The sequence below is a fragment of the Enterobacter sp. RHBSTW-00593 genome, from assembly GCF_013784105.1.
GTDB classification, from domain to species: domain Bacteria; phylum Pseudomonadota; class Gammaproteobacteria; order Enterobacterales; family Enterobacteriaceae; genus Enterobacter; species Enterobacter ludwigii.
In genome coordinates, this window is record NZ_CP056393.1 from 1,202,741 (window position 1) to 1,227,073 (window position 24,333).

Consider the following 24,333-nt stretch of genomic DNA (forward strand, 5'->3'; position numbering starts at 1 on the left):
GTATGCGGGCAGGATGCAGTATTCCTGCCCGCATGTTTTTTCTGAGTTCTGTTCATCTTTCTTCGTTCCCCCTCGCTCGCCGTTTCGGCAGCCTGTCTTACCCCGAATTCTTTTGAAAACCATTCCGAACAAACATGGCATCCAGCATTGAGTAAAAAATGAGTGATGAAATTGACACTAAACCTACCAACTGGTAGGTTGATTTTCGTTCGCTTTCCAGCCAACCGGATCCGGGCCTGAGAACGTTATTTTTTTACCTATGCGATAAGTGAGATCGGTAATGGAGAAAAAGCATGAGTTAGCGGCAGGGCCATCCATTCAGGGAGATGGCATTGCGGAAACAACGACAGCGATCGAGGTTTTTTCCGGCCCCGGCATGAGTATCAACCTGCGTTTTTGCCTGATGAAAGAGGTTGCGGCGTATAAGGCGCAGCAGGGTCAGGCAATTGCCGACCCTGAACAGGAACGGGACGTGCTTGAAAGAGCCTTTGCTGTCGCCCACGCGTCAGGGCTGGAAAGAGAGAGCGTCAGGTCTTTCATTCAACTGCAGATGGACATTGCGAAGGCTATCCAGCATTTCCATTGTGCCGACTGGCTCATGGAAGAAGACACACCGAGGACACCGATGCCGCTCTCTGTGGTGAGAGCAAAAATTGCCCATGCCGATGAATCAACGCTTCGCAGTATCGCCCGGAAATTAAAAACGGAGGGCGGCTTTTCCGGAGCTGATAAAGCGGCATTCATGCGAGAAATTCAGCATGAAAAAATACGTGACAGAGATAAAGAGCGGCTCTGGGCTACAGTTAAAAAAATCCTGCTTCATTCATCCTGTGGCGCGTCTTAATGGGCGAGTTATCACGCCAGCAGCGAAAGACGTGCTTAATGTTTTCAGGAATACGTTCTCGCGTATTTGATTGTGTATTCACTGTGTGAGCAAAAATATGACGAACACTTCACTTTCCACCGGCCAAAAAATAGTCCGCCTGTGCCTGGTCGCGATTATTCCCCTTGTCTTGATAGCGCTGTTTCTCTGGTCAGGCGGCTGGCTGACGCCGAATCGTCTGACGTCTGACAAACTGGTTTCGGTATTGCAGAAATCGGATGGGGAACATCCCGGTTTTCGCCGCAATCACGCGAAGGGCGTGTGCGTGGTGGGGGATTTTATCTCTAACGGCCAGGTCAGTTCGTTATCGCGAGCAGCGCTGTTTGCCCCTGGCGAAACGCCAGTTACGGGCCGTTTCGCCATCGCAGGGGGTAACCCAAAAGCGCCGGATTATGCCGTTCCCGTGCGCAGCATGGCGCTGCAATTCAGGCAGAGCAACGGCGAGCAGTGGCGAACAGGCATGAACGCGATGCCACGCTTTCCGGTCTCTACCGTTGAAGACTTCTATGCGCTGCAAAACCTGACTCTGCCCGATCCGGCAACCGGTAAACCCAACCCCGATAAGCTTAAGGCGTTTGTGATCGCGCATCCTCAGATGCAACCCTACCTCGCCTGGGCAAAGCAGTATGTACCTTCATCCAGTTGGGCAAGCGATCGCTTTAATAGCCTGAATGCATTTCGCTTTATTGATAAAACGGGTAAAGAGCATCTGGTCCGCTGGAGTATGGTGCCGCATATTGGCTCTCAGCCGATGAGCGAGGCGGATAAAAATGATAAAGATTTTCTGCAACACGATCTTGAAGAGCGCCTGAAGCAAGGGCCGCTGAAATGGGATCTGATGATTACCGTCGCTAAACCGGGCGATCCGGGCAACGATGCAAGCCAGGTCTGGCCTGAAGATCGGCAAACCATCAATGCCGGCATGCTCGTGCTGACGCGTGCAACACCGCAGCAAAACGGTCCGTGCAATGACATCAACTACGATCCGCTGATTTTGCCCGATGGCATTGCCCCTTCGGACGATCCTTTACTCAATGCGCGCTCGGCGGCCTATGCCAAATCCTACAATGCGCGTACCCGTGAACAGTCCCGACAGTCAGGAGCTGGCTTATGAAACAGGTTGCTTATTTCCATCCGGCGTTGCGCATTCTGCACTGGTTCATGGCAGCGGCTATCGTGGCAATGTTGTTTATCGGCATCGCGATGGTTTCAACCATTTCGTCGAAACATGCCCTGCTGGTGGCGATCCACAAACCGCTGGGGCTGATGATTCTGGTTCTGGTGGTGGTCAGGCTATGGCTGAGGTTTTATACCTCCGTCCCTTCGCTACCGGCTTCCATACCGGCCTGGCAGCGCCTGATAGCGCATCTCTCACACTGGGCGTTATACATCATGATGTTCCTTCAGCCCCTGATTGGCTGGGCGATGCAGTCAGCGGCGGGGTACCCCATCACCCTCGGGGGCGGGGTTGTTTTGCCACCCATTGTTCCGGTGAATAACGACTGGTTTGCTATTCTGCGGCCTTTGCACTCTCTGGTTGCGCTGATGCTATTTGCTACCGTGATGCTGCATTTGGCGGCCGCGCTTTTTCATGCGTTAGTGCTGCGTGATGGCGTCTTTGACAGTATGGCGGGGACCGGCAGACGGCGGCAGTAAAGGCGGCCTGTCGGTAGGTTTTCGCTCTGCTCTCTGATATCTTATTGATCTGTATACTGACAATGGGTTACGGCTATGTCCACCGAACGTTCACAGAAAGCAAACGACATTATATTTTTCACCCGACAATTGCTTACCACCGGTGGCTACCGAAGCTTCAGTTTTGCCGACCTTTCTGAAAAGGTGAATATTCGCAAGGCGAGTATTCACCACCATTTTTCAAGCAAGGCGGAGCTGGTAAGGGTCGTCGTGAGCGAGTATCGCCAGGAGGCCCGCGCCGGAATGCAGGCATTAAGCCGTCAGCTAAATAATCCGGTTGCTGAACTTCAGGCCTATGCCGATTATTGGGCCAAATGCATCCAGGACGGTTCTGCGCCATTTTGTATCTGCGCGATGCTTGCCGCCGAACTGCCGACGTTGCCGCCCGAAGTCGCTTCGGAAGTGACGGGACATTTCGCCGATCTCTCTGGCTGGCTGACGGAGTTGCTTCAGAGAGGAGAAAGGGAAAAATGCTTTACTGTCCGGTCAACCCACGCCAGCGAGGCGGGGCAGTTAATGGCAACGGTACATGGTGCCATGTTAGCCGCACGCGCGTTTAACGACGCGAAAGTATTTCAGCAAATCGTCCAGCCGGTGATCGACAATATTCTTGTGTCGGATTGATCGCTCGATAGCACGACATTGCCCTTTTAACCTGCTTATAAGGGCGCAATGTGCACCTCTCCTGAGGGTATTCCGTACCAATAATTGACCACTCCGCACAAATTCTGACCGTTTAAGACGCAACGGGGGATTAGAAACGACAATTTTTTCAAATTCCGCCTTCGTCCAATTTTAATAACCTGCTCTGTCTCATATTATCATGGTGTAAAAGGGAGACAGGGACACGTCTGAAGGCTAATCTTTGTTAATGACGATACGGCAAGCAACAACGTCGGGATGGCTGTCATGGACCGTTAAACGAGAGTATAACGGGACCGTTTCGTCCTGGAGTCTTATCTGGTTGGCTGGTAACAATTTGTGTCAGAATAGACGACAAGACATACCTATTTCCTTATTGGAGTCATCGCGCATGAGAATGGCAATCACCCTACTTTTCTTGATTATTTCGACCTGTTCCTGGGGAAAGGAACTCCCTAAGCTTGAAGGGAAACCCGTGTTAACCATCTCCGGGAAAATCGAGAACAGTAATCAAAATGGCGCTGCAGTCTTTGATATCGCTGGCCTGGAAAAAATCGGCCTCGTTACGATGCGTACCCGTAACCCATGGTATAATGACCAGACAAGCTTTGAGGGTATTCCCATGAAAAAACTCATGGAACTGGTCGGCGCCAAAGGCACTGTTCTGAGTGTAACCGCGCTCAATGATTATACGACTGAAATTCCCATTGAAGACTTCACAAAATATAACGTGATCCTTGCAATAAAAATGAACGGCCAATATATGCGCGTTCGCGACAAGGGCCCTCTGTTTATTGTCTATCCTTATGAAAGTAACAAAGAGTTGGATAACCAGGTCTATTACTCGAGATCAGCATGGCAGATTAGCAAAATGGTCGTAGAGTAATAATCTGGAGAAATGCATGAACAGGATCCTGGTAGGCATTATATTTTTCCTATTCATTACAACCGGGTATATTTCATTTCTTTTGCATGAGCGGCAGGAGGATCTGCAAAAACTCAACCATTATAAGGACTCCTGGTCTGTCTCTCAGATGGTTTCAGAATACTACAGGCTGGAGTCGTGGATCAGCCGTTATTCTGACAATAATCCTGATATCACCATGGACGATCTCCGCATGCGGCTGGAGATCATGCTTAGCCAGCGCGAGTTACTGAAAGAAGGCGATTTAGGGAAATATGTAAAGTCGAATAAAAGCCATAATGCACTGGCAAAAAACCTGCATGAAACGCTTGATTACCTTGATCATCATCTGGAAGGGATGAGTCGCGCTCAACTTGCTGATTATCTTGAGAAAATGTATGCGCTTGATTCCTCCCTTAGCCAGTTTTCATCCAGTGCACTCTCCAATGATGTTAACTCTATCAACGAGACAAACCAGAATATACAAAAGCTGTATCGTATCTATTCAGGCCTTTCGGTTCTGCTGATTATTTTAAGTGCGATATTGGGTGTTTTAAACGTCTGCCAGAACAGGAAGATACTTAAAACTCACCGACAGGTTACCAGCCTGGCAAATGAACTTCAGAAATCGAAGGAAATACTCCAGCAACAGAATAAAAAACTGGCGTATGACGTTTACCATGACTCGTTGACGGGGCTTAAAAACAGGCTTTATTTCTGGGATGATCTTATTAATAACATCTCGATAGCGAGCCGCATACACAGGCCAGTCACGGTCATGTTGTTTGATCTCGATCGCTTTAAAGAAGTCAATGACAGCTTTGGTCACGATGCCGGCGATCTGTTATTGCGTGAGGTTGCGCACCGGTTATCCTCCATGAGCAACGAAACAAATACATTCTATCGCCTCGGGGGCGACGAGTTTGCATTATTGTCGCATGAGCTGACAGAAGAAAGTGCCGTTAATCTGGCCATGGAAATCTGTGAGTGCATTAAAAAGCCTTACATAATAGGTAACTCTAACGTCACCATTGGTACCTGCGTCGGTATTGTTGTTTCAGAGTTAGAACGACGTTCAGATTATCTTTATAAGTTTGCCGATCTGGCTCTGTATGAAGCTAAACGTGCAGGCTTAAACATGATCAAAGTGTTTCGCCGCATCATGCTGCAAAAGCTCGAGGAAAGCAGAACCCTGGAGCGTGATTTATCAGTGGCAGTCGCAAATAAAGAGTTGGTCGTTTACTATCAGCCGATTGTTGATTCGTACACCACTGAAATATATGGCTATGAAGCCCTTCTGCGCTGGAATCATCCCGTTAAGGGCATCATTGCGCCGGATGATTTTATTTCGGTAGCAGAGAAAACGGGATTCATTCATGAGATAGGCAAAGCCGCACTTGAAATCGCCTGCAAGGAAGCGACGACATGGAAGGTGCCGGCAAGGATCTCTGTCAACGTGTCTCCGGTGCAGTTAAGCAGTATGAATTTTGTCGATACAGTACGCGCAGTGCTGGCCGAAACGGGGTTGCCCGCGACCCGACTCGAACTGGAAGTGACGGAATCTTCGCTGTTTACCGACAGTGAAACCCCTATCGAAATCCTTATGGCGCTCAGAGTGCTGGGCATAAAAATCTCTATTGATGATTTTGGTACGGGCTATTCCTCCCTTTCAAGATTGATTCAGTTAGGCTTTGATAAAATAAAAATCGATAAATCTTTTGTGCGAACAATATCCACGGATGAAGAAACTCAGACCATCGCAAAATTAATGGTCGGCATGGCGAAATGCCTTGATATGGTAATTATTGCTGAAGGCGTTGAAACAAATGATCAACTCTTATGCCTTCAACGTTTAGGGTGTGATTTGGCACAAGGATATCTCTTTGGAAAGCCCGCGCCCTTTATCAGTCAATCAATCAAAGCGGGTGAAACACTTGTTTAATCCTGCGGTGACGCTCCCTGGTCAACACGTGTGCCTGGCGCCTGGAAGAGAAGAGAGGGCGATATGCAGGCGCAACGGCTGATGGGGGAGGGGTATGAACCGTACGTTGAGCAACAGGGCGACAGACTGACCTACTCTTTGCCGGTCGATTCCGGATTTGTCAGTTTTAACTTCACGTTTGATCTTCGCCAGACCGATCTGGATGTCCTGCTGTCGAGCGATTACAGGCGAGCCGTCCTTGAGATCACGGCCCATACCTTGCTCCAGCATTCGACACTGAAGGGGAATGACCGTTTCACTCAGAAAGACTTCGACAATCTGGTCGCAGTCACACTCCACGCATCGCTGGCGCTTTTGCACATATTCATTTCGCGCGTGAGCCGTGAGCACAATATTGCCATTGACCATTATGTCGAAGAAATACTCCACCGACGAACGCGCCGCGGCTGAACAGGCCCGGAGCCTGATCAATGTGTTCCTGATACTCCCCTCAACGCAAACATGACTGCCCCTCAACAGAAGCAGCCTGCATCTGCAATTTGCCGCAGCATGGTCGCGTTATTCGGCAAAGTTCAACAGCGCGTTACCCTCCAGGCGATAGCGTACCCATTCGTTTTGAGGTAATGCGCCAATGCTGAGGTAAAAATCAATCGCGGGCTGGTTCCAGTCCAGTACGCTCCATTCAAGGCGTCCGCAGCGCCGTTCCACGGCATATTGCGCAATTTTCTTCAGCATCGCTTTTCCCGCGCCCTTGCCGCGATAATCGGGGGAAATATACAGATCTTCCATATAAATACCGTTACGTCCTAGCCATGTGGAGTAGCTGGTGAAGAACACGGCGTACCCGGCGATTTTCCCTTCAATCTCGCAGATTAATGCTTCGGTATGGCTGCCGTCGCCAAAGAGTGTTTCGCGAATCTCATCCGGTGTAGTGACCACTTCTTGCGGGGCTTTTTCGTAAACCGCCAGCTCATAAATCATATCGTAAATAGCGGAGGCATCTTCCGGGCGGGCCTGGCGAAGGCTGATATTCATATGTTTTCCTGTCTTTTTTACAAGGCATCGTTATTGATGGCGTTAAGCATAGGGGGTATTGTCAGAAGAATTAAGTGCAATGAAATCACCCCATGATGAATATTATGCATCCAGCGCTGCGACGTCTTGATTTAAACCTGCTGCTCATTTTTGACGCCATTTATCGGCACTGTTCCGTTCGCCTCGCTGCGGATGAACTGGCGATGAGCACCTCTGCGTTGAGCCACGCACTGTCCCGACTGCGTATTGCGCTCAATGACCCGCTATTTTACCGGGAAGGCCACCGGATGTGCCCAAGCGTGTATGCCACCCAGCTCGCGCCCTCTATTGCATCAGCACTAAAATTTCTCAATCAGGAGCTGACTGTACAACCGGCGTTCGTGGCTTGCGAAAGCACGGAGCGGATCCAGATTGCGATCACGGACTTTACCGCGTTGTGCATTTTCCCGACGTTGATGCAGAGACTGCAGCAGGAAGCGCCTGGCTTGCGCTTTGATTTACGCTATTTGCCACACAGCCCGGCGCTGAACGAACTGTTGGCAGGAGAAGTGGATCTGGCGCTGGGATTCAGTACACCCGACGATATCCGCCACAATGAACTGGACGAGATAAACTGGTTTGAGGATGAGTATGTTGTCATCAGCAATACCCGCCGAACACAGCTGACGCTGGAAGATTATCTTGCCGCACGGCATCTGGTGATAACCCCCTGGAACGAAAAGCAGGGGGTACTGGATTTACGGCTTGAGCAGTTGGGGTATACGCGGCAGATAGCGCTTAAGACGCCATCCATGCTGAGTGCCCCGTTTATCGTTGCGGAAAGTGACCTGCTAATGGCCATTCCCCGTTTTGCAGCTGAGAAGCTGAAACATGCTGCCAGTATTCAGATTTTTTCATTGCCGTTCACCATAAGCCCGTTTGAAGTAAAGATTTACTCGCATAAACGCAGTGGCCAGAGAGGGGCAACCAAATGGCTGAAGACGACACTTCACATGCTGGCGGACGAGTTGCCGCAAAACATTTATGGCCATGCAACTGACAGTCGAATTTGAATGAGGGTAAATGCCATGCTTCTGGAACAGTTGAAAACGCTGGAACGCACGCTTCATGGCAGCAGGCGCAACGATTGTGAATGGCTTGAACAGATACTTCACGACCAGTTCAGGGAAATGACACGATCAGGTGTGTTGATTGATCGTTCGCAGACAATAGAGGCACTTTCTGCCGAAGCAGTTATCCCGACCATTCTCAGCAGCGACTTTCAGCTCATTCAAATAAGAGAGGATGTCGCGATATTGCACTACAGGACATTCAATGCGGACGGCACTCGCCCGACTTTGCGTTCTTCGTGTTGGGAGCGTTCAGGGAGCGGGCAATGGAAACTGGTATTCCATCAGGGGACACCTGATGCGGAGAGAGGATAGGGTGGCCGTAGATTACTAACAGAAGCACTGAGTTCAGAGAAGGCAGTTTGGTGCCATGAGTAGTCGTTGCCATTGCCATTCAGTGGCATAAGCTCAATTCATTAGGAATAAGGCTAAATTCTAAAGATATTTAATTAATATTAATTTATTCATCTGTGTCAGAAAAATAATCATGGGTTTGGTTTTAAACCCATGATTATAATTCTTAACAAGCGCATTCAAATAGTTTTATAGCCAAGAGTGATATACTTTTTGCATGATCGCCTTCAATTTAACGGGGATTTCGTCAAACTCACTTCCCCATTTTAACGTTTCCTTATAGGCGTTAAATGGTTTTTCGGATGTAGGAACTGGATACCCAAGAATGTCTTCTATACATTCCTCGACAACAATTACTTTTTCAGGGTTACCTGCTGCTTCAAGTATATGTGGGTTAAATAACTCTGCGCCCTTAACTCCTTTATCTCGGTCATGAATGACAATAAAGTCAACATCTAACGCAGTAAGATATTTTATCAATCCTATTATAGCCGCTTTACCACGTGCTTTAACTAATTCAGTATTGGTTAATATTTTATTTCGTGCACTTGCCGGAACTCGACGGAGAGCTTCTTTAAAAATGATTTCCTCCGTATCCCCCTCTACAACTATAACTTTTTTAGTGAAAAAAATGCGAGACATATGATCATCTAATTTCATTATCATCTTCACATAGCTCTTATCATCTTCTGATAGTTGCTTATATTTTTCCGTGACGGAGAATGGATTGATAGAAGTATGATTAGAATCATAATGAAATCTATTTAGGATTTGCCTCGGTTTTCTGGATAGATCAATTAAATATGGTGAGTGCGTTGTGGCGATAATTTGTGATGATAGCCCTGATAACTCATATATTATATCTCTCATCTGGTTTGCAGCACTTGGATGGAGATAAATTTCTGGTTCCTCGAAACCAATGATAAGGCTTCTCTCATCTTCACCTCTTTTCTTTAACCATGCTTGCCTGAATCTTAGAAGACCAAACACGGCAGCCCTTACCATGCCTGTTCCTTGATTGGATACCGCGGTTCGTATATTACTTGACATCTCAATGGAAAAACTGGGGGATAATGCCGTGTCAGGGTTAGAAAGGTCGGCTGAGGCGTAGATCTTTGATTCAGGGAATACACAACATAGAACTTTATTCAATTCCCCCATCATTATACCAAACTCTGATTCTTCATCAGAGGGATTTAATTCTTTTGCAAGTTCATTTAGACATTCCTGTGCTCGTTTATAATTAGCAGAGCTTCCTCGTACATCCTTGAATAGTTCGTTAAGTGTTTTTTGGAGTACGCCAGTTTTGTCTTCAATCTCAGTAACTCCCGATTCTGCAGGAATTAACAAAAAACTCGGTAGTTTTGACAGGACTACCCCGCCTATCCCCCCGGGGTTTTTATCCCAAACTTCTTCCTTTGTTATATCCCAAATATCATCAATGAGTTCAAGCTTTGACTTGTCACCGGTGCTTATATTTTTATCTAATGCAGGAAATAATTCATTTATTATTTCAGGCTTTATACCAGCATCAATGTAATCAGAAGGTTTTTTTAAATTTTCAAATTCTTTTTTCAAATCTCTTTTTAATGATTTAAGCTCTATAACAACATCCTCACCAAGAGAATAGCTCTTTCTATAAAAAATACTATTGCCTGTTTCTCCAGTATCAAGAGGATCATATGTAAACACTCTTCCTTTAAATCCTCTCCAGTTTTTTGCTTCATCCGGAATATTTCTAAATTCCGCTTCGAGTATCACATCTTTACATGTTACTTTATTTTCTCCAGTTTCTGTATCAATCTCTGAACAATAACAGTCAGTTGCCATCCTTTTTTTATCCGATAGCAGCCATTCTATGGCTTTTAAAACTGAGCTTTTCCCGGCATTGTTAGAGCCAATAAGAAATGTAGTGTCACCAAAATTTACTTGTGCATTATGAATTCTTTTAAATCCATTGATTTTAAGGGTGTGTAGTCTCATTAATATGCCCACGTATTAGTGTAAATGTTAAGATATTTAAAGTGTCATTATTTATAATTGCCTATGAATACTAAGTTCTTAACTCAAAGGAAAATGGGATTTATATCAAAAAAAATATTCTTTTTTTTAATTCTATTTACTACATCCCTCATTGCCATAGATAAAAATGTGACCTGCACCAATTTATTTTTGTCAATCCAGTGTTTGTAAAGCTCGTTTTCATTACCAAAATCAGCCCCCCTGAACGAGGATCAACCAACCTCCTGCTAAAACCACCCACAACCCGCAACACTGCCCGTAAAACGCAATGCCCCTGATCCCTCCGCATCACACTACACTTATCCCTTAAAGCCAAACCTGACACAGGGAGTCATGTATGTCTGCGGAGAATTTATCCCAAATGGGTGCGGCAAAAGTGCAACGTTTGGTGGATCAATATGGTCAGCAGGCCATAGAAAAATGTCCTGTTAGCCCTGTGGAATACGCTTTCTACGAGCATGCGGCGGAAGAGCTCAACAGCAGGGGGATCAAAACGCCGACGCTGTTGTCTGCCGATCCACATCTACGCCGGTTAAGGCTGGAATATATCCCTGGAAAAGTGTCTCAGGATGAGGTGTCGGGGGATGACATATTGAAATGCCTCTCTCATCTTCATCGCACTCCACCGGACCCAACCTGGGTGTATCACCCTCATTCCTGGTCCGAGAAAGCGCTTGAAAAATCATTGGCGCTTTTGAAATTACCGGACCGCTCGGCCCACCAGATGCGCTGTTTTCAGCAAGCGAGCAGCGTTTTGTTTCGGCAGAAATGTTTAATCTCAGGGGATACCAATGCCGGTAACTGGGGGAGGAGAGAAAACGGAGAGTGGGTTCTCTTTGACTGGGAAAGGTTTGGCACGGGCAGTCCGGCTATCGACCTCGCCCCGCTGGTAAAGGGGATGGGCTCCAGGCAAAGCATTTTACAGCTTGCGGAGCGTTACAGCGTGCATTATCTGCATATGCCTGCCCGACAGCTAGCGACGGAAATAACCCTTGCTAAAGCATGGATTGTGTCAGAGGTGATGTCCCTGCTCTATGACCGGAACAAAACAGATTTTGAGCTGTACCTGAACTGGTACAGAGAAACGCTTCCCGGCTGGCTGGACGAGGCTATCTCAGTACTTTAACCCTTCGTCTGCATGGGTTTTTTATATTATTAAGGCCGAAATTCTGGCTCACAGACCAGCTGGATTTCGGCCCTTAAGCTCTGGCCTTAGTGCGCCGTGATATACGGCTCCTTGACGAACTCCGCCAGCAGCCAGACCATATCATGTAGCAGACCGGTCAGCTCTTTTGCCACGTTTGCAGGCAATGTTCCGCCCATTACCGCCTGCGTTAACGCCAGCGCATAGTCCACCTGGAGCGACGTATCCTGCCAGCAGTCCGGAACGCAGGAGACAATCTTCTCTCCTGCAATCAGCTGTTCGACCAGATAAGGCGGGAGGGCAGAATCACAACGCGCGCGAAGGCGTTTAAGGACTGCCAGCAAACGCGTGCACAGTGTTGCATGGGTGACCGCATCGTCGGTTTCTACCAGCACGCTTACATACGCGGTGCAGGCATCGGCCAGTTCGAAGAGATCTGCAGATTCAGGCAGTTGTAGATGAATCAGATGGTGTATAGCGCTTTCTTCAGAGAGCGCGTAAGACAGGGAAGGGACAGTTGTCATGTGATTTTCCATTTTAAAAAAACTCCAGACCATCCAATAAGTTCCTACGCTCATGGGTGGTAGCGCTGACGGAGGTAGGAATACCGCACACGACAAAAACGGCCAACCTTTCGGTTGCTCCGCCAGCGCGACCGTAGTGTAACGGGATGAGCGCTGCCGCGACAAAATAATTGTCGTATCGTGATATGCGGGTTCCTACGCCCGGTTGCGGATGTGCCGCAACGCAGGCACTTTACGGCCGGGAGGAGAGTAAGAAAAGCAGTAACCCTGAATTACACAGGGTTACTTGCAGGTTTGCGAGGCGGCTTCCAGAAAGGCCTTAGCGGGCGCAAGCAACGCCGCGCCATTACCCTTCACTCAGCATCGCCAGAAACCGTTTCACCGTCCGCGAACGTTCAAAACGCCGCCAGCACAGCGCGATATCGGTATAAAGCTCCGGTGATGTCAGCGCATGGTAGGTCACATTGGGGGGTGAAATGGCGGCCATCGACTTCGGCACCAGGGCGAACCCGCCGCCAGCGGACACCATGCTCAGGGAAGAGGAAAGTTGCGAAGACTGCAGCGTGTGCTGCACGTCAATTCCGGCCCGCTCGCAGCAGCCGTAAACGCGATCGTACAGCCCTGGCGCGACCTCCTGCGGGAACAAAACGACCGGCGTATCCCGAAGTTGCTCCAGCGCCAGCGATCCACACTTCGCCAGTGGATGGTCGCGATGCAGCGCCACAACCATTGGCTCACGGTCGAGAATTTTTAGCTCAAACGCTTTGCTGCTCTCACACGGCAGACGCACAAACGCGATATCCAGCTCACCCTCCGCCAGCATCGCCGTCAGCGAAGACATATTGGCTTCTACCTGGTGCACTCTCACCGCCATGTTCTGCAGCTGATACTGGCGAATAAGGGTGAAAATTTTGGGGTGAAAGGCGTCTGAACTGGTGATCCCAATCGACAGACTGCCGTTCAGCCCGCGGGCAATGCCCCGGGCTTTCTCCAGCGCGGCGTCGCTCAGCGCCAGGATCTTACAGGCGTCCTCATAGAAGGCTTCTCCCGCTTCAGTCAGCTCCACGCCTCGCGTCAGGCGTCTGAATAACGGCGTGCCCACTTCTTCCTCGAGCCGTTTAATCTGCTGACTCAGAGGAGGCTGTGAAATACCCAGCGCTTTGGCCGCTTTGGTGAAGTGTCGCTCACGTGCAACGGCGACAAAATACCGCAGATAACGAAGTTCCATATCAAAAACGTCTCAAACCAGCATGGATTCTATATTGGAACTCTATGCTGAATCGGGTCAACATTTATTTAACCTTTCTAAATAAAGTTGAAGAGGACGAGCATGATGGTGCATTCATCTGCATGCGACTGTGAGGCCAGTTTGTGCGAGACCCTGCGTGGGTTTTCTGCCCAGCATCCTGACAGCGTGATCTATCAGACATCGCTAATGAGCGCCCTGTTAAGCGGCGTGTACGAGGGGGATACCACTATCGCCGATCTGCTTGCGCACGGCGATTTTGGTCTGGGTACGTTCAACGAGCTGGATGGCGAAATGATTGCCTTCAGCAGCCAGGTGTATCAACTGCGCGCCGACGGGAGTGCCCGTGCCGCGAAGCCGGAGCAAAAAACACCGTTTGCGGTGATGACCTGGTTCCAGCCGCAGTATCGCAAAACCTTCGATGCGCCGGTCAGCCGTCAGCAGATCCACGACGTGATCGACCAGCAAATCCCCTCCGATAACCTGTTCTGTGCGTTACGCATCGACGGTAATTTCCGCCATGCCCACACCCGTACCGTTCCGCGTCAGAAGCCGCCATACCGTGCGATGACCGACGTGCTGGACGACCAGCCGGTGTTCCGCTTTAACCAGCGAGAAGGGGTACTGGTCGGGTTCCGCACGCCGCAGCATATGCAGGGCATTAACGTCGCGGGATATCACGAACATTTTATCACCGACGATCGTCAGGGCGGCGGGCATCTGCTCGACTACCAGCTTGAGAGCGGCGTGCTGACCTTCGGTGAAATTCACAAACTGATGATCGACCTGCCTGCCGACAGCGCATTTTTACAGGCCAACCTTCACCCCAGCAACCTTGATGCTGCAATCCGTTCCGTCGAAAACTAACAGGAGAACCACCGTGAACAGTGATAAACAGGCACGTCAGTGGGCGCATGGCGCCGATATGGTCGTAGGCCAGCTGGAAGCGCAGGGCGTGAAGCAGGTTTTCGGTATTCCGGGTGCAAAAATCGACAAAGTGTTTGATTCCTTGCTCGATTCCTCCATCGAAATCATTCCCGTGCGCCACGAAGCGAACGCGGCGTTTATGGCCGCAGCGGTAGGGCGCCTCACCGGCAAGGCCGGGGTCGCGCTAGTCACCTCCGGACCGGGCTGCTCAAACCTGATCACCGGGATTGCCACCGCCAACAGTGAGGGCGATCCGGTGGTCGCGCTGGGCGGTGCCGTGAAGCGGGCAGATAAAGCGAAGCTGGTGCATCAGAGCATGGACACGGTCGCCATGTTCAGCCCGGTGACGAAATACGCCGTAGAGGTGAGTTCACCGGATGCGATTGCCGAAGTGGTCTCGAACGCGTTTCGCGCCGCCGAGCACGGCAGGCCTGGGGGCGCGTTCGTCAGCCTGCCGCAGGATATTGTCGACCAGCCCGCCACGGGCGCGATTTTGCCGGGCAGCAGTACTGCCAAAATGGGGCCAGCACCGGAGTCCGCCATTAACGACGTGGCGAAGCTTATCGAAAAAGCCAAAAATCCGGTCATTTTACTGGGGCTGATGGCCAGCCAGCCTGCCAACAGCGCCGCGCTGCGTAAGCTGCTGGAGAAAAGCCGCATCCCGGTCACCAGTACCTATCAGGCGGCCGGGGCGGTGAATCAGGAACATTTCACCCGCTTTGCCGGACGTGTCGGCCTCTTTAACAACCAGGCAGGCGACAGATTGCTGCATCTGGCGGATCTGATTATCTGCATCGGTTACAGCCCGGTGGAATACGAACCGTCCATGTGGAACAGCGGCGACGCCACGCTGGTGCATATCGATGTGCTGCCCGCTTATGAAGAACGCAATTATGTGCCTGACCTCGAGCTGGTGGGGGACATCGCCGAAACGCTGAACCTGCTCGCGAGCCGGATCGCCCACAAACTGGAGCTCAGCGCACGTGCGTCAGAAATCCTGGTCGATCGTCAGCATCAACGGGATCTGCTCGATCGCCGTGGCGCCTCGCTTAATCAGTTTGCCCTGCATCCGCTGCGCATCGTGCGGGCCATGCAGGACATCGTCAATAACGACGTTACGCTTACCGTTGATATGGGGAGCTTCCACATCTGGATCGCCCGCTATCTCTATAGCTTCCGCGCACGTCAGGTCATGATCTCTAACGGTCAGCAGACCATGGGCGTTGCACTGCCGTGGGCGATTGGTGCGTGGCTGGTCAATCCTGGCCGCAAGGTGGTCTCGGTGTCCGGTGACGGCGGCTTCCTGCAGTCGAGCATGGAGCTGGAAACCGCCGTGCGTCTTAACGCCAATGTGCTGCACATCATCTGGGTAGACAACGCCTACAACATGGTTGCGATCCAGGAAGAGAAAAAATACCAGCGCCTTTCCGGCGTAGAGTTCGGCCCGGTCGATTTCAAAGTCTATGCCGATGCCTTTGGGGCGAAAGGCTTTGCCGTCGAGAGCGCGGATGCGCTGGAGCCTACGCTGCGTGCTGCAATGGATGTCGATGGCCCGGCCGTGGTCGCCATTCCCGTCGACTATAGCGATAACCCGCTGCTGATGGGCCAGCTCCATCTCAGCCAGATTTTGTGAATCAATATAAGGACAGAGAAATGCAAAAAGTTGCTCTCGTAACAGGCTCAGGCCAGGGGATTGGTAAAGCGATTGCGCTTCGCCTGGTGAAAGACGGTTTTGCCGTCGCCATCGCGGATTACAACGAAGAGACAGCAAAAGCCGTTGCCGATGAGATCGTCCGCAATGGGGGGAAGGCCGTCGCCGTGAAGGTGGATGTCTCCAGCCGCGAGCAGGTGTTTGCAGCGGTGGAAAAAGCCCGCACCGCGCTGGGCGGTTTCAACGTGATCGTCAACAATGCCGGGGTCGCGCCTTCCACGCCAATTGAGTCGATCACCCCGGAAATTGTCGACAAAGTTTACAACATCAACGTCAAAGGGGTTATCTGGGGTATCCAGGCCGCCATTGACGCCTTCCGTAAAGAAGGGCACGGCGGCAAGATCATCAACGCCTGTTCACAGGCAGGCCATACCGGGAACCCTGAACTGGCGGTCTACAGTTCCAGTAAGTTTGCGGTACGCGGGTTAACCCAGACGGCGGCACGTGATCTTGCGCCATTAGGGATCACCGTTAACGCTTACTGCCCGGGCATCGTCAAAACGCCGATGTGGGCGGAAATTGACCGCCAGGTCTCCGAAGCGGCGGGTAAACCGCTCGGCTACGGCACTGAAACGTTTGCCAAACGCATTACGCTTGGCAGATTGTCCGAACCCGAAGATGTGGCCGCCTGTGTCTCTTATCTCGCCGGGCCAGATTCCGACTACATGACCGGTCAGTCCCTGTTGATTGACGGTGGTATGGTGTTCAACTAAATACTAATAAGCTCTGACATGAGTTTTCCCCTGCCCCCGTGCAGGGGCTTTTTTTTGTCTCCTCAGCCATTGTGGATTACACTGCGCGCTGCAAAACTTTAGTCTTAGAGATCTGACAGGCGGTAACAGCGATGAACGGTACAATCACAACGTGGTTTAAAGATAAAGGCTTTGGATTTATCAAAGATGAAAACGGTGACAACCGCTATTTTCATGTGATTAAGGTCGCCAACCCTGATCTGATTAAGAAAGACGCAGCGGTGACCTTCGAGCCCACAACCAACAACAAAGGCCTTTCCGCCTATGCGGTGAAGGTGATCCCGGAAAGCAAACACCTCTATATCGCAGGCGAGCGCGTGAAGCTCACCTCGATCAAATCGTTTGTGGTGTTCAGCGAAGAAGAGCCAGCAGATACCGGCATCGATAAAGAGAACGCGGTACTGTCCGTGGGGCTGCTGATGAACAACATCAAACCCAAGTCTGACAAAAAACCGGGTGAAATGCGCACGGTGAAGAAGCTGGCTATCACCACCTTCCAGAATACGACGATGATCTTCACGGAAGATGAGATCGACATCGACGCTACGGTGAAGCTGCTGAAATAATGCTTTGCCGGGTAGGACGACGTCTTACCCGGCGTACCGCTGTCATCCTGGCGTGCAAACGCCACTTCCCCCGTTTTCCCGAGCAGGCGATACGCCGCGTCTCTTTTCGTCCGCTTTTTAACCTGCTATAACAAAACCCTTATCCTTCCGGGAGTCAACGCCGTGCCCGAGCTTAATCAACATGGTCAAACTGTTAACGATATCGTCCCCGACTGGAAATGCGCCCGTGCGTTAACCCGCACTCCGCTCGTCGGTCAGTATTGTCGTCTTGAGCCGCTGGATGCCGAACGCCACGCGGCAGATTTGTATGAGGCCTATGCGCTGGGGGACGACAGCGACTGGACGTGGCTTGTCAGCACCCAGCCCGTGAGCGTTGAAGACACCGCAGAATGGGTCCTTGGCAAAGTACTGGATGATGAGCTGGTGCCGTACGCCGTCATCGATTTACGTACCGGGCAAGCGGTGGGGCTGGTGAGCTATATGGCAATAGAGCGCATGCAAGGGTCGGTGGAGATCGGCCACGTCACCTGGTCACGCAAGATGAAAGGCTCCCGCCTCGGCACGGAAACCGTATGGCTGCTGCTCAGGAATGCATTCGAGCATGGCTATCGTCGGCTGGAGTGGAAGTGCGATTCAATGAACACTGCCTCGCGTAATGCGGCGGAAAGGCTGGGGTTTGTCTGGGAAGGCCGGCTGCGTCAGAAGCTGGTGCGCAAAGGGCGCAACCGCGACAGCGATATGCTGTCAATCATTGATGGCGAATGGCCACAGCGGGATGCCGAACTCCGCGCCTGGCTGGCTGAAGTGAATTTTGACGGGGAAGGGCGGCAGCGTAAAAAGCTGGAGGCGTTTCGTCTGTAAAATATGCCCCTCACCCGTTGGGAGAGGGGCTGCTTAGCAAACTGCGTTACAGGCGAACCGGTGCACCGTTGGCGACATGATATGCCGCGGTACTCTTCGCCAGCGGCTCGCGTCCGCGAATGGCATCGGCAATTTTCTCGCCAATCATGATGGTGGTGGCGTTCAGGTTGCCGGTGATGATCTGCGGCATAATGGACGCATCCACCACGCGTAATCCTTCCAGCCCATGAACGCGACCCTCGCCGTCGACCACGGCCATTTCGTCATACCCCATCTTACAGGTGCCGCACGGGTGGAAGGCGGTTTCAGCGTGGTTACGCACAAACTCGTCCAGCTGTTCGTCGGTCTGGCACTCAATGCCCGGGCTGATTTCCCGTCCACGGTATTTATCCAGCGCCGGCTGGTGCATGATCTCACGGGTGATGCGGATCGCATCGCGAAACTCCTGCCAGTCCTGTTCGTGGGACATATAGTTGAACAGGATCGCCGGATGCTGATGCGGATCGCGTGATTTAATCCGTACATGCCCGCGGCTTGGTGAGCGCATGGAGCCAACGTGGCACTGGAAACCGTGCTCTTTGACCGCGTTCGACCCGTTGTAGTTAATGGCGACCGGCAGGAAGTGGTACTGAATATTCGGCCATTCAAACTCCTCGCGGCTGCGGATAAACCCGCCCGCTTCAAAGTGGTTGCTCGCTCCCACGCCGGTGCCGCCAAACAGCCACTCCGCGCCAATTTTCGGCTGGTTCCACCACTGCAGGGCAGGGTAGAGAGAAACCGGCTCTTTGCACTCGTACTGCAGGTACATCTCTAAGTGATCCTGCAGGTTTTCACCCACACCCGGGAGGTCATGTACCAGCGGGATGTCAAACTGCTTCAGCAGTTCCGCGTTACCCACGCCGGAGCGCTGCAGGATCTGCGGAGAGGCAATCGCCCCGGCGCACAGCAGCACCTCTTTGCTGGCCGTCGCTTTTGACGGAATCGTGCTCTCGCCTTCCAGCCACTCGACGCCTGCCGCACGTTTGCCGTCAAAAATAATGTGATCGGTCATGGCATGGGTGCGAATGGTCAGGTTCGGGCGTGATTTCGCCTGATCCAGATAGCCGCGTGCGGTACTGGCGCGACGGCCCTGCGGCGTCACGGTTCTGTCCATCGGACCGAAGCCTTCCTGCTGATAGCCGTTAAGGTCGTCAGTACGCGGGTAGCCCGCCTGCACACCGGCTTCTACCATCGCTTCAAACAGCGGGTTTACGCCGGGTTTAGAGGTGGTCACGCTCACCGGGCCGTCGCCGCCGTGGTAGTCGTTTGGCCCCACGTCACGGGTCTCTGCCTTACGGTAGTAGGGCAGGCAGTTGAGATAGCTCCAGTGTTCCAGACCCGGCTCAGTTGCCCAGTTGTCCAGATCCATCGCGTTACCGCGGATGTAGCACATACCGTTGATCAGGGATGAGCCGCCCAGCCCTTTGCCGCGACCGCACTCCATACGGCGGTTGTTCATGTGCGGCTCGGGCTCGGTTTCATACGCCCAGTTGTAACGCTTGCCCTGCAAGGGAAACGCCAGCGCGGCAGGCATCTGGGTGCGGAAGTCAAAACGGTAATCCGGGCCGCCCGCTTCAAGCAGCAGAACGGTGGTATTGGGATCTTCCGTCAGTCGTGTTGCCAGTACGTTGCCGGCAGAGCCGGCACCAATAATGATGTAGTCAAATTGCAAAAAAAACCTCCCGGTTAAAATATGGACTGGAATTTACCCATCTCAACCTGGATGGACTTCACCTGGGTATAACTCTGGAGCGTCATTACGCCGTTCTCGCGGCCAATGCCGGAGTGTTTGTAGCCACCAACCGGCATCTCTGCCGCGGATTCACCCCAGGTGTTGATCCAGCAGATACCCGCTTCAAGCTGGTGGATCGCGCTGTGTGCGCGGTTCAGGTCGGCAGTCACGATGCCCGCCGCCAGACCGTAATCGGTGTCGTTGGCGCGACGAATCACCTCTTCGTCGGTTTCGTACGTGAGGATGGACATCACCGGCCCGAAGATCTCTTCGCGCACGATGGTCATCTCATCGGTGCAGTCGGTGAACACGGTGGGAGCCACCCACGCGCCGTTGTCAAAGCCTTCGCCTTTCAGCACGTCGCCACCGCACAGTACACGCGCGCCTTCTTCTTTGCCTTTGGCGATATAGCGCAGCACGTTTTCGCGGTGCGGGAAGCTCACCAGTGGGCCAAAGTTGGTGCGTTCATCGAACAGATCGCCCGCGCGAATACGTGCCACGCGCTCAACAATTTTCTGCTCAAACGCGGCTTTGAATTTCGCCGGCACGAACACGCGGGTGCCGTTGGTGCATACCTGGCCGGAACTGAAGAAGTTGGCCATCATGGCGATGTCCGCCGCGAGATCCAGGTCGGCATCGTCGAAAATAACCAGCGGGGATTTCCCGCCCAACTCCATCGTCACCTCTTTCAGGGACGAGGCCGCCGAATTGGCCATCACTTTTTTGCCGCTGGCAACGCCGCCGGTGAAGGAGACTTTGGCGATGCCCGGGTGCTCGGTCAGGAACTGGCCGGTTTCTGCGCCCACGCCCGGCAGAACGTTGAACACGCCGTCCGGCAGACCCGCTTCGGTGTAGATCTCGGCAAGCTTCAGAGCGGTGAGGGGCGTCACTTCGCTCGGCTTGAAGATCATCGCGTTACCTGCGGCCAGCGCTGGCGCGGATTTCCACAGGGCGATCTGGATCGGGTAGTTCCATGCGCCAATGCCCGCGACCACGCCCAGCGGTTCACGACGGGTATAGACAAATGAGGTATCGCGCAGGGGGATCTGGCTGCCTTCCAGCGCCGGGATCAGCCCTGCGTAGTACTCCAGCACGTCCGCGCCGGTGACGATATCAACGGTGCTGGTTTCTGAGTACGCTTTGCCGGTGTCGAGGGTTTCCAGCTTCGCCAGCTCGTCGTTACGCTCACGAAGAATGTCTACCGCACGGCGCAGAATGCGCGAGCGCTCCATGGCGGTCATTGCCGCCCAGATTTTTTGCCCGCGCTGCGCGCTTTCTACGGCGCGATCGACATCCTCGCGCCCGGCGGCCTGAACGATCGCCAGGACTTCACCGTTGGCCGGGTTGATGGTCTCGAAGGTGCGACCGCTGGTGGCCGATGTATAACCACCATTGATATAAAGCTGCTGTTCTGCCATTCGGGACATAAATTCTCCTCGGTTAATCGGTCGGTAAATGCTGGCTAATAAAGTGGCTGGTGAGCGACTGGGCCAGGGTTTTATCCAGCGGTTTGCCACTCAGCGCGGCGCGCAGCCACAGCCCGTCAATCAGCGCCGCGAGCCCGTAACCCGCCTCCTGCGCCTGTTCGCGCGGCAGCTCGCGGCGGAACTCATACACCAGGTTCGACAGCAGACGGCGGCTGCTCACCTGCTGCAGACGGTAGAGCATTGGCTGATGCATGCTGCTCGCCCAGAAGGCCAGCCAGGCTTTCATTGCCGCGCCGCTGATCTGGGTTTCATCAAAATTGCCGCCGACAATCGCCTGCAGACGCTGCTCAGCGCTGCCGTGCGGTAAGGCATGCAAACGGTTCAATACCGCGTCGCGCAGCTGGCCGGTGATGTCGCGCATGGTCGCTTCCAGCAGGCCATTTTTGTCCTTGAAATAGTGACTGATGATGCCCGTGGAAACGCCCGCCCGACGGGCGATCTGCGCGATGGTCGCGTCATGCATTCCCACTTCATTTATTGCTTCCAGCGTGGCGTCGATCAGTTGCCTGCGCCGGATTGGCTGCATCCCCACTTTGGGCATTTTTGCCACTCCATTCATCAGCGTTGGTTAACCATTAAAGCGGTTTTTGATTGGACGTTCAATATAAAATGTGTCTTAATTGTTGCGGTTTTGGATTTCAATAGTTACAAAAACAGTGGGGGTACTGGATGACAGATCTTTCGCAAGACAGAGAAAAGGACAAAATCAATCCGGTTGTTTTTTATACATCCGCAGGACTGATTTTGTTGTTTTCCCTGATGACGATCTTCTTTAGCGATTTTTCTGCCGAGTGGATTGGGCGCACCCTTAACTGGGTGTCGAAGACCTTCGGCTGGTACTACTTGCTGGCGGCGACGCTCTATATCGTCTTCGTCGTCTGCATCGCCTGCTCGCGCTTTGGCTCGGTAAAGCTCGGGCCGGAACAGTCAAAACCCGAGTTCAGCCTGCTGAGCTGGGCCGCGATGCTGTTTGCCGCGGGCATTGGTATTGACCTGATGTTCTTCTCTGTGGCGGAACCGGTCACGCAATATATGCAGCCACCGGAAGGGGCGGGGCAGACGATGGAGGCCGCGCGACAGGCGATGGTCTGGACATTGTTCCACTACGGCTTAACCGGCTGGTCGATGTATGCCCTGATGGGGATGGCGCTCGGATACTTTAGCTATCGTTATAATTTACCCCTCACGATCCGCTCCGCGCTCTATCCGATTTTCGGTAAAAAAATTAACGGACCGATTGGACACACCGTGGATATCGCGGCGGTGATTGGTACCATCTTTGGGATCGCCACCACGCTCGGTATCGGCGTGGTGCAGCTCAACTACGGTCTGAGCGTGCTGTTTGATATCCCGGATTCCATGGCGGCCAAAGCGGCGCTGATCGCGCTGTCGGTGATTATCGCCACCATTTCGGTTACCTCCGGCGTGGACAAGGGCATTCGCGTGCTTTCTGAGCTGAACGTCGCGCTGGCGCTGGGGTTGATCCTGTTCGTGCTGTTTATGGGCGATACGTCATTCCTGCTCAATGCGTTAGTGCTGAACGTGGGTGATTACGTGAACCGCTTTATGGGTATGACGTTGAACAGCTTCGCCTTCGATCGCCCGGTCGAGTGGATGAACAACTGGACGCTGTTCTTCTGGGCGTGGTGGGTCGCGTGGTCGCCGTTTGTTGGCCTGTTCCTGGCGCGTATTTCGCGTGGACGTACCATTCGTCAGTTTGTGATGGGCACGCTGATTATCCCGTTCACCTTTACGCTGCTGTGGCTGTCGGTGTTCGGCAACAGCGCGCTGCACGAGATCATTCACGGCAATGCGACGTTTGCGCAGGAAGCGATGGTGCATCCGGAGCGGGGGTTCTACAGCCTGCTGGCGCAGTATCCGGCGTTTACCTTTAGCGCCTCTGTTGCGACCATTACCGGCCTGCTGTTTTACGTCACCTCGGCGGATTCCGGCGCGCTGGTGCTGGGGAACTTTACCTCGAAGCTCAAGGACATTAACAGCGATGCTCCTAACTGGCTGCGCATCTTCTGGTCTGTCGCCATTGGCCTGCTGACCCTGGGCATGCTGATGACCAACGGTATTTCTGCCCTGCAGAACACCACGGTGATCATGGGTCTGCCGTTCAGTTTCGTGATCTTCTTCGTGATGGCCGGGTTGTATAAATCTCTCAAGGTGGAAGATTACCGCCGCGTCAGCGCCAGCCGCGATACCGCGCCACGCCCGATGGGTGCGCAGGACAGACTGAGCTGGAAAAAGCGGTTGTCACGCCTGATGAACTATCCGGGCACGCGCTACACCAAACAGATGATGGAAACGGTCTGCTTCCCGGCGATGGAAGAGGTGGCGCAGGAGCTGAAGCTGCGTGGTGCGTATGTTGAACTGAAAAACCTGCCGCCGGATGACGGTGAGACTCTGGGACACCTGGATCTGCTGGTGCATATGGGCGACGAACAAAACTTTGTCTACCAGATTTGGCCACAGCAGTATTCGGTGCCCGGATTTACCTATCGCGCACGCAGTGGGAAATCAACGTATTACCGCCTTGAGACGTTCCTGCTGGAAGGGAGCCAGGGGAATGACCTGATGGATTACAGTAAGGAACAGGTAATTACGGACATACTGGATCAGTATGAGCGGCACCTGAACTTTATTCACCTCCATCGCGAGGCGCCGGGGAATAGCGTGATGTTCCCGGATGTTTGAGCGGGATAACTAAGTGAATAAAGCGGTATCCTGGAGCAGGGTACCGCTTTTTTTA

General features: G+C 52.4%; 23 protein-coding genes. 16 read left to right on the plus strand and 7 right to left on the minus strand.

Annotated elements, in window-relative coordinates; genetic code table 11:
* The first annotated feature begins 280 nt into the window (after nucleotides 1–280).
* From aroQ to HV242_RS05670, 7 genes are all read left to right on the plus strand, one after another.
* Entirely contained in the window at nucleotides 281–844 is a 564-nt protein-coding gene (gene aroQ / locus HV242_RS05640) for a gamma subclass chorismate mutase AroQ (RefSeq protein ID WP_050737417.1), read from the plus strand.
* Nucleotides 845–941: 97 nt separating this feature from the next.
* A complete protein-coding gene (locus HV242_RS05645; RefSeq protein ID WP_050737477.1) occupies nucleotides 942–1,997 on the plus strand; it encodes a catalase family peroxidase in 1,056 nt (351 codons plus the stop codon).
* Nucleotides 1,994–2,539: a cytochrome b gene (locus HV242_RS05650; protein WP_020885056.1), complete on the plus strand. Its 546-nt coding sequence runs from the start codon at nucleotides 1,994–1,996 to the stop codon at nucleotides 2,537–2,539. Before HV242_RS05645 ends, HV242_RS05650 begins: the two co-directional genes overlap by 4 nt.
* Nucleotides 2,540–2,614: 75 nt before the next feature.
* Nucleotides 2,615–3,202 (plus strand): TetR/AcrR family transcriptional regulator, encoded by a 588-nt coding sequence (locus tag HV242_RS05655; protein ID WP_044857230.1) that lies wholly within the window; start codon nucleotides 2,615–2,617, stop codon nucleotides 3,200–3,202.
* Between the two features lie 409 nt (nucleotides 3,203–3,611).
* Complete coding sequence (locus HV242_RS05660) at nucleotides 3,612–4,106, plus strand: putative pterin-binding protein (RefSeq protein WP_020885054.1); 495 nt, start codon at nucleotides 3,612–3,614, stop codon at nucleotides 4,104–4,106.
* 16 nt (nucleotides 4,107–4,122) lie between these two features.
* On the plus strand, nucleotides 4,123–6,066 hold the full coding sequence (locus tag HV242_RS05665; RefSeq protein WP_032677628.1) for a putative bifunctional diguanylate cyclase/phosphodiesterase: 1,944 nt from the start codon (nucleotides 4,123–4,125) through the stop codon (nucleotides 6,064–6,066).
* 63 nt (nucleotides 6,067–6,129) lie between these two features.
* Nucleotides 6,130–6,516, plus strand: coding sequence for a hypothetical protein (locus tag HV242_RS05670; RefSeq protein WP_040016881.1), 387 nt, complete (start codon nucleotides 6,130–6,132; stop codon nucleotides 6,514–6,516).
* Between the two features lie 108 nt (nucleotides 6,517–6,624).
* On the opposite strand, the gene HV242_RS05675 is transcribed toward HV242_RS05670, so the two are convergent.
* Nucleotides 6,625–7,101 (minus strand): GNAT family N-acetyltransferase, encoded by a 477-nt coding sequence (locus HV242_RS05675; protein ID WP_050737416.1) that lies wholly within the window; start codon nucleotides 7,099–7,101, stop codon nucleotides 6,625–6,627.
* A 92-nt stretch (nucleotides 7,102–7,193) separates the two neighbouring features.
* On the opposite strand from HV242_RS05675, the gene HV242_RS05680 reads away from it, so the two are divergent.
* Nucleotides 7,194–8,153 (plus strand): LysR family transcriptional regulator, encoded by a 960-nt coding sequence (locus HV242_RS05680; RefSeq protein WP_032677630.1) that lies wholly within the window; start codon nucleotides 7,194–7,196, stop codon nucleotides 8,151–8,153.
* 15 nt (nucleotides 8,154–8,168) lie between these two features.
* Nucleotides 8,169–8,525, plus strand: a complete 357-nt coding sequence (locus HV242_RS05685) for a nuclear transport factor 2 family protein (RefSeq protein WP_050737415.1) — start codon at nucleotides 8,169–8,171, stop codon at nucleotides 8,523–8,525.
* A 228-nt stretch (nucleotides 8,526–8,753) separates the two neighbouring features.
* Here the strand turns inward: HV242_RS05685 and HV242_RS05690 are convergent, their stop codons facing one another.
* Nucleotides 8,754–10,547, minus strand: a complete 1,794-nt coding sequence (locus tag HV242_RS05690; RefSeq protein WP_050737414.1) for an ATP-dependent nuclease — start codon at nucleotides 10,545–10,547, stop codon at nucleotides 8,754–8,756.
* A 376-nt stretch (nucleotides 10,548–10,923) separates the two neighbouring features.
* On the opposite strand from HV242_RS05690, the gene HV242_RS05695 reads away from it, so the two are divergent.
* A complete protein-coding gene (locus HV242_RS05695; RefSeq protein ID WP_050737413.1) occupies nucleotides 10,924–11,712 on the plus strand; it encodes a phosphotransferase family protein in 789 nt (262 codons plus the stop codon).
* Between the two features lie 86 nt (nucleotides 11,713–11,798).
* Here the strand turns inward: HV242_RS05695 and HV242_RS05700 are convergent, their stop codons facing one another.
* Together HV242_RS05700 and HV242_RS05705 are read right to left on the minus strand one after the other, a co-directional pair.
* On the minus strand, nucleotides 11,799–12,254 hold the full coding sequence (locus HV242_RS05700; RefSeq protein WP_025204709.1) for a hypothetical protein: 456 nt from the start codon (nucleotides 12,252–12,254) through the stop codon (nucleotides 11,799–11,801).
* 346 nt (nucleotides 12,255–12,600) lie between these two features.
* Nucleotides 12,601–13,482 carry a LysR family transcriptional regulator gene (locus HV242_RS05705; protein ID WP_014169049.1) on the minus strand — a complete coding sequence of 294 codons (882 nt, stop codon included), beginning with the start codon at nucleotides 13,480–13,482 and terminating at the stop codon, nucleotides 12,601–12,603.
* Between the two features lie 105 nt (nucleotides 13,483–13,587).
* On the opposite strand from HV242_RS05705, the gene budA reads away from it, so the two are divergent.
* The 5 genes from budA to HV242_RS05730 all read left to right on the plus strand — a co-directional run bounded on the left by budA (nucleotide 13,588) and on the right by HV242_RS05730 (nucleotide 18,317).
* Nucleotides 13,588–14,367: an acetolactate decarboxylase gene (gene budA / locus HV242_RS05710; protein ID WP_025204708.1), complete on the plus strand. Its 780-nt coding sequence runs from the start codon at nucleotides 13,588–13,590 to the stop codon at nucleotides 14,365–14,367.
* Nucleotides 14,339–16,060, plus strand: a complete 1,722-nt coding sequence (alsS, locus tag HV242_RS05715) for an acetolactate synthase AlsS (RefSeq protein ID WP_086463059.1) — start codon at nucleotides 14,339–14,341, stop codon at nucleotides 16,058–16,060. The genes budA and alsS overlap by 29 nt, the downstream gene beginning before the upstream one ends.
* 20 nt (nucleotides 16,061–16,080) lie before the next feature.
* Complete coding sequence (locus tag HV242_RS05720; RefSeq protein WP_040016887.1) at nucleotides 16,081–16,851, plus strand: (S)-acetoin forming diacetyl reductase; 771 nt, start codon at nucleotides 16,081–16,083, stop codon at nucleotides 16,849–16,851.
* 131 nt (nucleotides 16,852–16,982) lie between these two features.
* Nucleotides 16,983–17,456 carry a cold-shock protein gene (locus HV242_RS05725; protein ID WP_014169053.1) on the plus strand — a complete coding sequence of 158 codons (474 nt, stop codon included), beginning with the start codon at nucleotides 16,983–16,985 and terminating at the stop codon, nucleotides 17,454–17,456.
* Nucleotides 17,457–17,618: 162 nt separating this feature from the next.
* Entirely contained in the window at nucleotides 17,619–18,317 is a 699-nt protein-coding gene (locus tag HV242_RS05730; protein WP_050737412.1) for a GNAT family N-acetyltransferase, read from the plus strand.
* Between the two features lie 46 nt (nucleotides 18,318–18,363).
* Here HV242_RS05730 and betA read toward each other — a convergent pair whose 3' ends face one another.
* Genes betA through betI form a run of 3 tightly spaced genes read right to left on the minus strand, consistent with a single transcriptional unit; the run spans nucleotide 18,364 to nucleotide 22,116 of the window.
* On the minus strand, nucleotides 18,364–20,028 hold the full coding sequence (betA, locus tag HV242_RS05735; protein WP_050737411.1) for a choline dehydrogenase: 1,665 nt from the start codon (nucleotides 20,026–20,028) through the stop codon (nucleotides 18,364–18,366).
* A gap of 14 nt (nucleotides 20,029–20,042) precedes the next feature.
* The gene (betB, locus tag HV242_RS05740) at nucleotides 20,043–21,515 is read right to left on the minus strand and encodes a betaine-aldehyde dehydrogenase (RefSeq protein WP_014169056.1); all 1,473 of its coding nucleotides are present in this window, start codon (nucleotides 21,513–21,515) and stop codon (nucleotides 20,043–20,045) included.
* 13 nt (nucleotides 21,516–21,528) lie between these two features.
* Nucleotides 21,529–22,116, minus strand: coding sequence for a transcriptional regulator BetI (gene betI, locus HV242_RS05745; protein WP_020885037.1), 588 nt, complete (start codon nucleotides 22,114–22,116; stop codon nucleotides 21,529–21,531).
* A gap of 128 nt (nucleotides 22,117–22,244) precedes the next feature.
* On the opposite strand from betI, the gene betT reads away from it, so the two are divergent.
* The gene (gene betT / locus HV242_RS05750; RefSeq protein ID WP_014169058.1) at nucleotides 22,245–24,278 is read left to right on the plus strand and encodes a choline BCCT transporter BetT; all 2,034 of its coding nucleotides are present in this window, start codon (nucleotides 22,245–22,247) and stop codon (nucleotides 24,276–24,278) included.
* Nucleotides 24,279–24,333: the final 55 nt, after the last annotated feature.

Bases quoted from the DNA above. Each gene is read 5' to 3' on its own strand.
- aroQ (WP_050737417.1), top strand. From the start codon at position 281: ATGGAGAAAAAGCATGAGTTAGCGGCAGGGCCATCCATTCAGGGAGAT.
- HV242_RS05645 (WP_050737477.1), top strand. From the start codon at position 942: ATGACGAACACTTCACTTTCCACCGGCCAAAAAATAGTCCGCCTGTGC.
- HV242_RS05650 (WP_020885056.1), top strand. From the start codon at position 1,994: ATGAAACAGGTTGCTTATTTCCATCCGGCGTTGCGCATTCTGCACTGG.
- HV242_RS05655 (WP_044857230.1), top strand. From the start codon at position 2,615: ATGTCCACCGAACGTTCACAGAAAGCAAACGACATTATATTTTTCACC.
- HV242_RS05660 (WP_020885054.1), top strand. From the start codon at position 3,612: ATGAGAATGGCAATCACCCTACTTTTCTTGATTATTTCGACCTGTTCC.
- HV242_RS05665 (WP_032677628.1), top strand. From the start codon at position 4,123: ATGAACAGGATCCTGGTAGGCATTATATTTTTCCTATTCATTACAACC.
- HV242_RS05670 (WP_040016881.1), top strand. From the start codon at position 6,130: ATGCAGGCGCAACGGCTGATGGGGGAGGGGTATGAACCGTACGTTGAG.
- HV242_RS05675 (WP_050737416.1), bottom strand. From the start codon at position 7,101: ATGAATATCAGCCTTCGCCAGGCCCGCCCGGAAGATGCCTCCGCTATT.
- HV242_RS05680 (WP_032677630.1), top strand. From the start codon at position 7,194: ATGATGAATATTATGCATCCAGCGCTGCGACGTCTTGATTTAAACCTG.
- HV242_RS05685 (WP_050737415.1), top strand. From the start codon at position 8,169: ATGCTTCTGGAACAGTTGAAAACGCTGGAACGCACGCTTCATGGCAGC.
- HV242_RS05690 (WP_050737414.1), bottom strand. From the start codon at position 10,547: ATGAGACTACACACCCTTAAAATCAATGGATTTAAAAGAATTCATAAT.
- HV242_RS05695 (WP_050737413.1), top strand. From the start codon at position 10,924: ATGTCTGCGGAGAATTTATCCCAAATGGGTGCGGCAAAAGTGCAACGT.
- HV242_RS05700 (WP_025204709.1), bottom strand. From the start codon at position 12,254: ATGACAACTGTCCCTTCCCTGTCTTACGCGCTCTCTGAAGAAAGCGCT.
- HV242_RS05705 (WP_014169049.1), bottom strand. From the start codon at position 13,482: ATGGAACTTCGTTATCTGCGGTATTTTGTCGCCGTTGCACGTGAGCGA.
- budA (WP_025204708.1), top strand. From the start codon at position 13,588: ATGGTGCATTCATCTGCATGCGACTGTGAGGCCAGTTTGTGCGAGACC.
- alsS (WP_086463059.1), top strand. From the start codon at position 14,339: ATGCTGCAATCCGTTCCGTCGAAAACTAACAGGAGAACCACCGTGAAC.
- HV242_RS05720 (WP_040016887.1), top strand. From the start codon at position 16,081: ATGCAAAAAGTTGCTCTCGTAACAGGCTCAGGCCAGGGGATTGGTAAA.
- HV242_RS05725 (WP_014169053.1), top strand. From the start codon at position 16,983: ATGAACGGTACAATCACAACGTGGTTTAAAGATAAAGGCTTTGGATTT.
- betB (WP_014169056.1), bottom strand. From the start codon at position 21,515: ATGTCCCGAATGGCAGAACAGCAGCTTTATATCAATGGTGGTTATACA.
- betI (WP_020885037.1), bottom strand. From the start codon at position 22,116: ATGCCCAAAGTGGGGATGCAGCCAATCCGGCGCAGGCAACTGATCGAC.
- betT (WP_014169058.1), top strand. From the start codon at position 22,245: ATGACAGATCTTTCGCAAGACAGAGAAAAGGACAAAATCAATCCGGTT.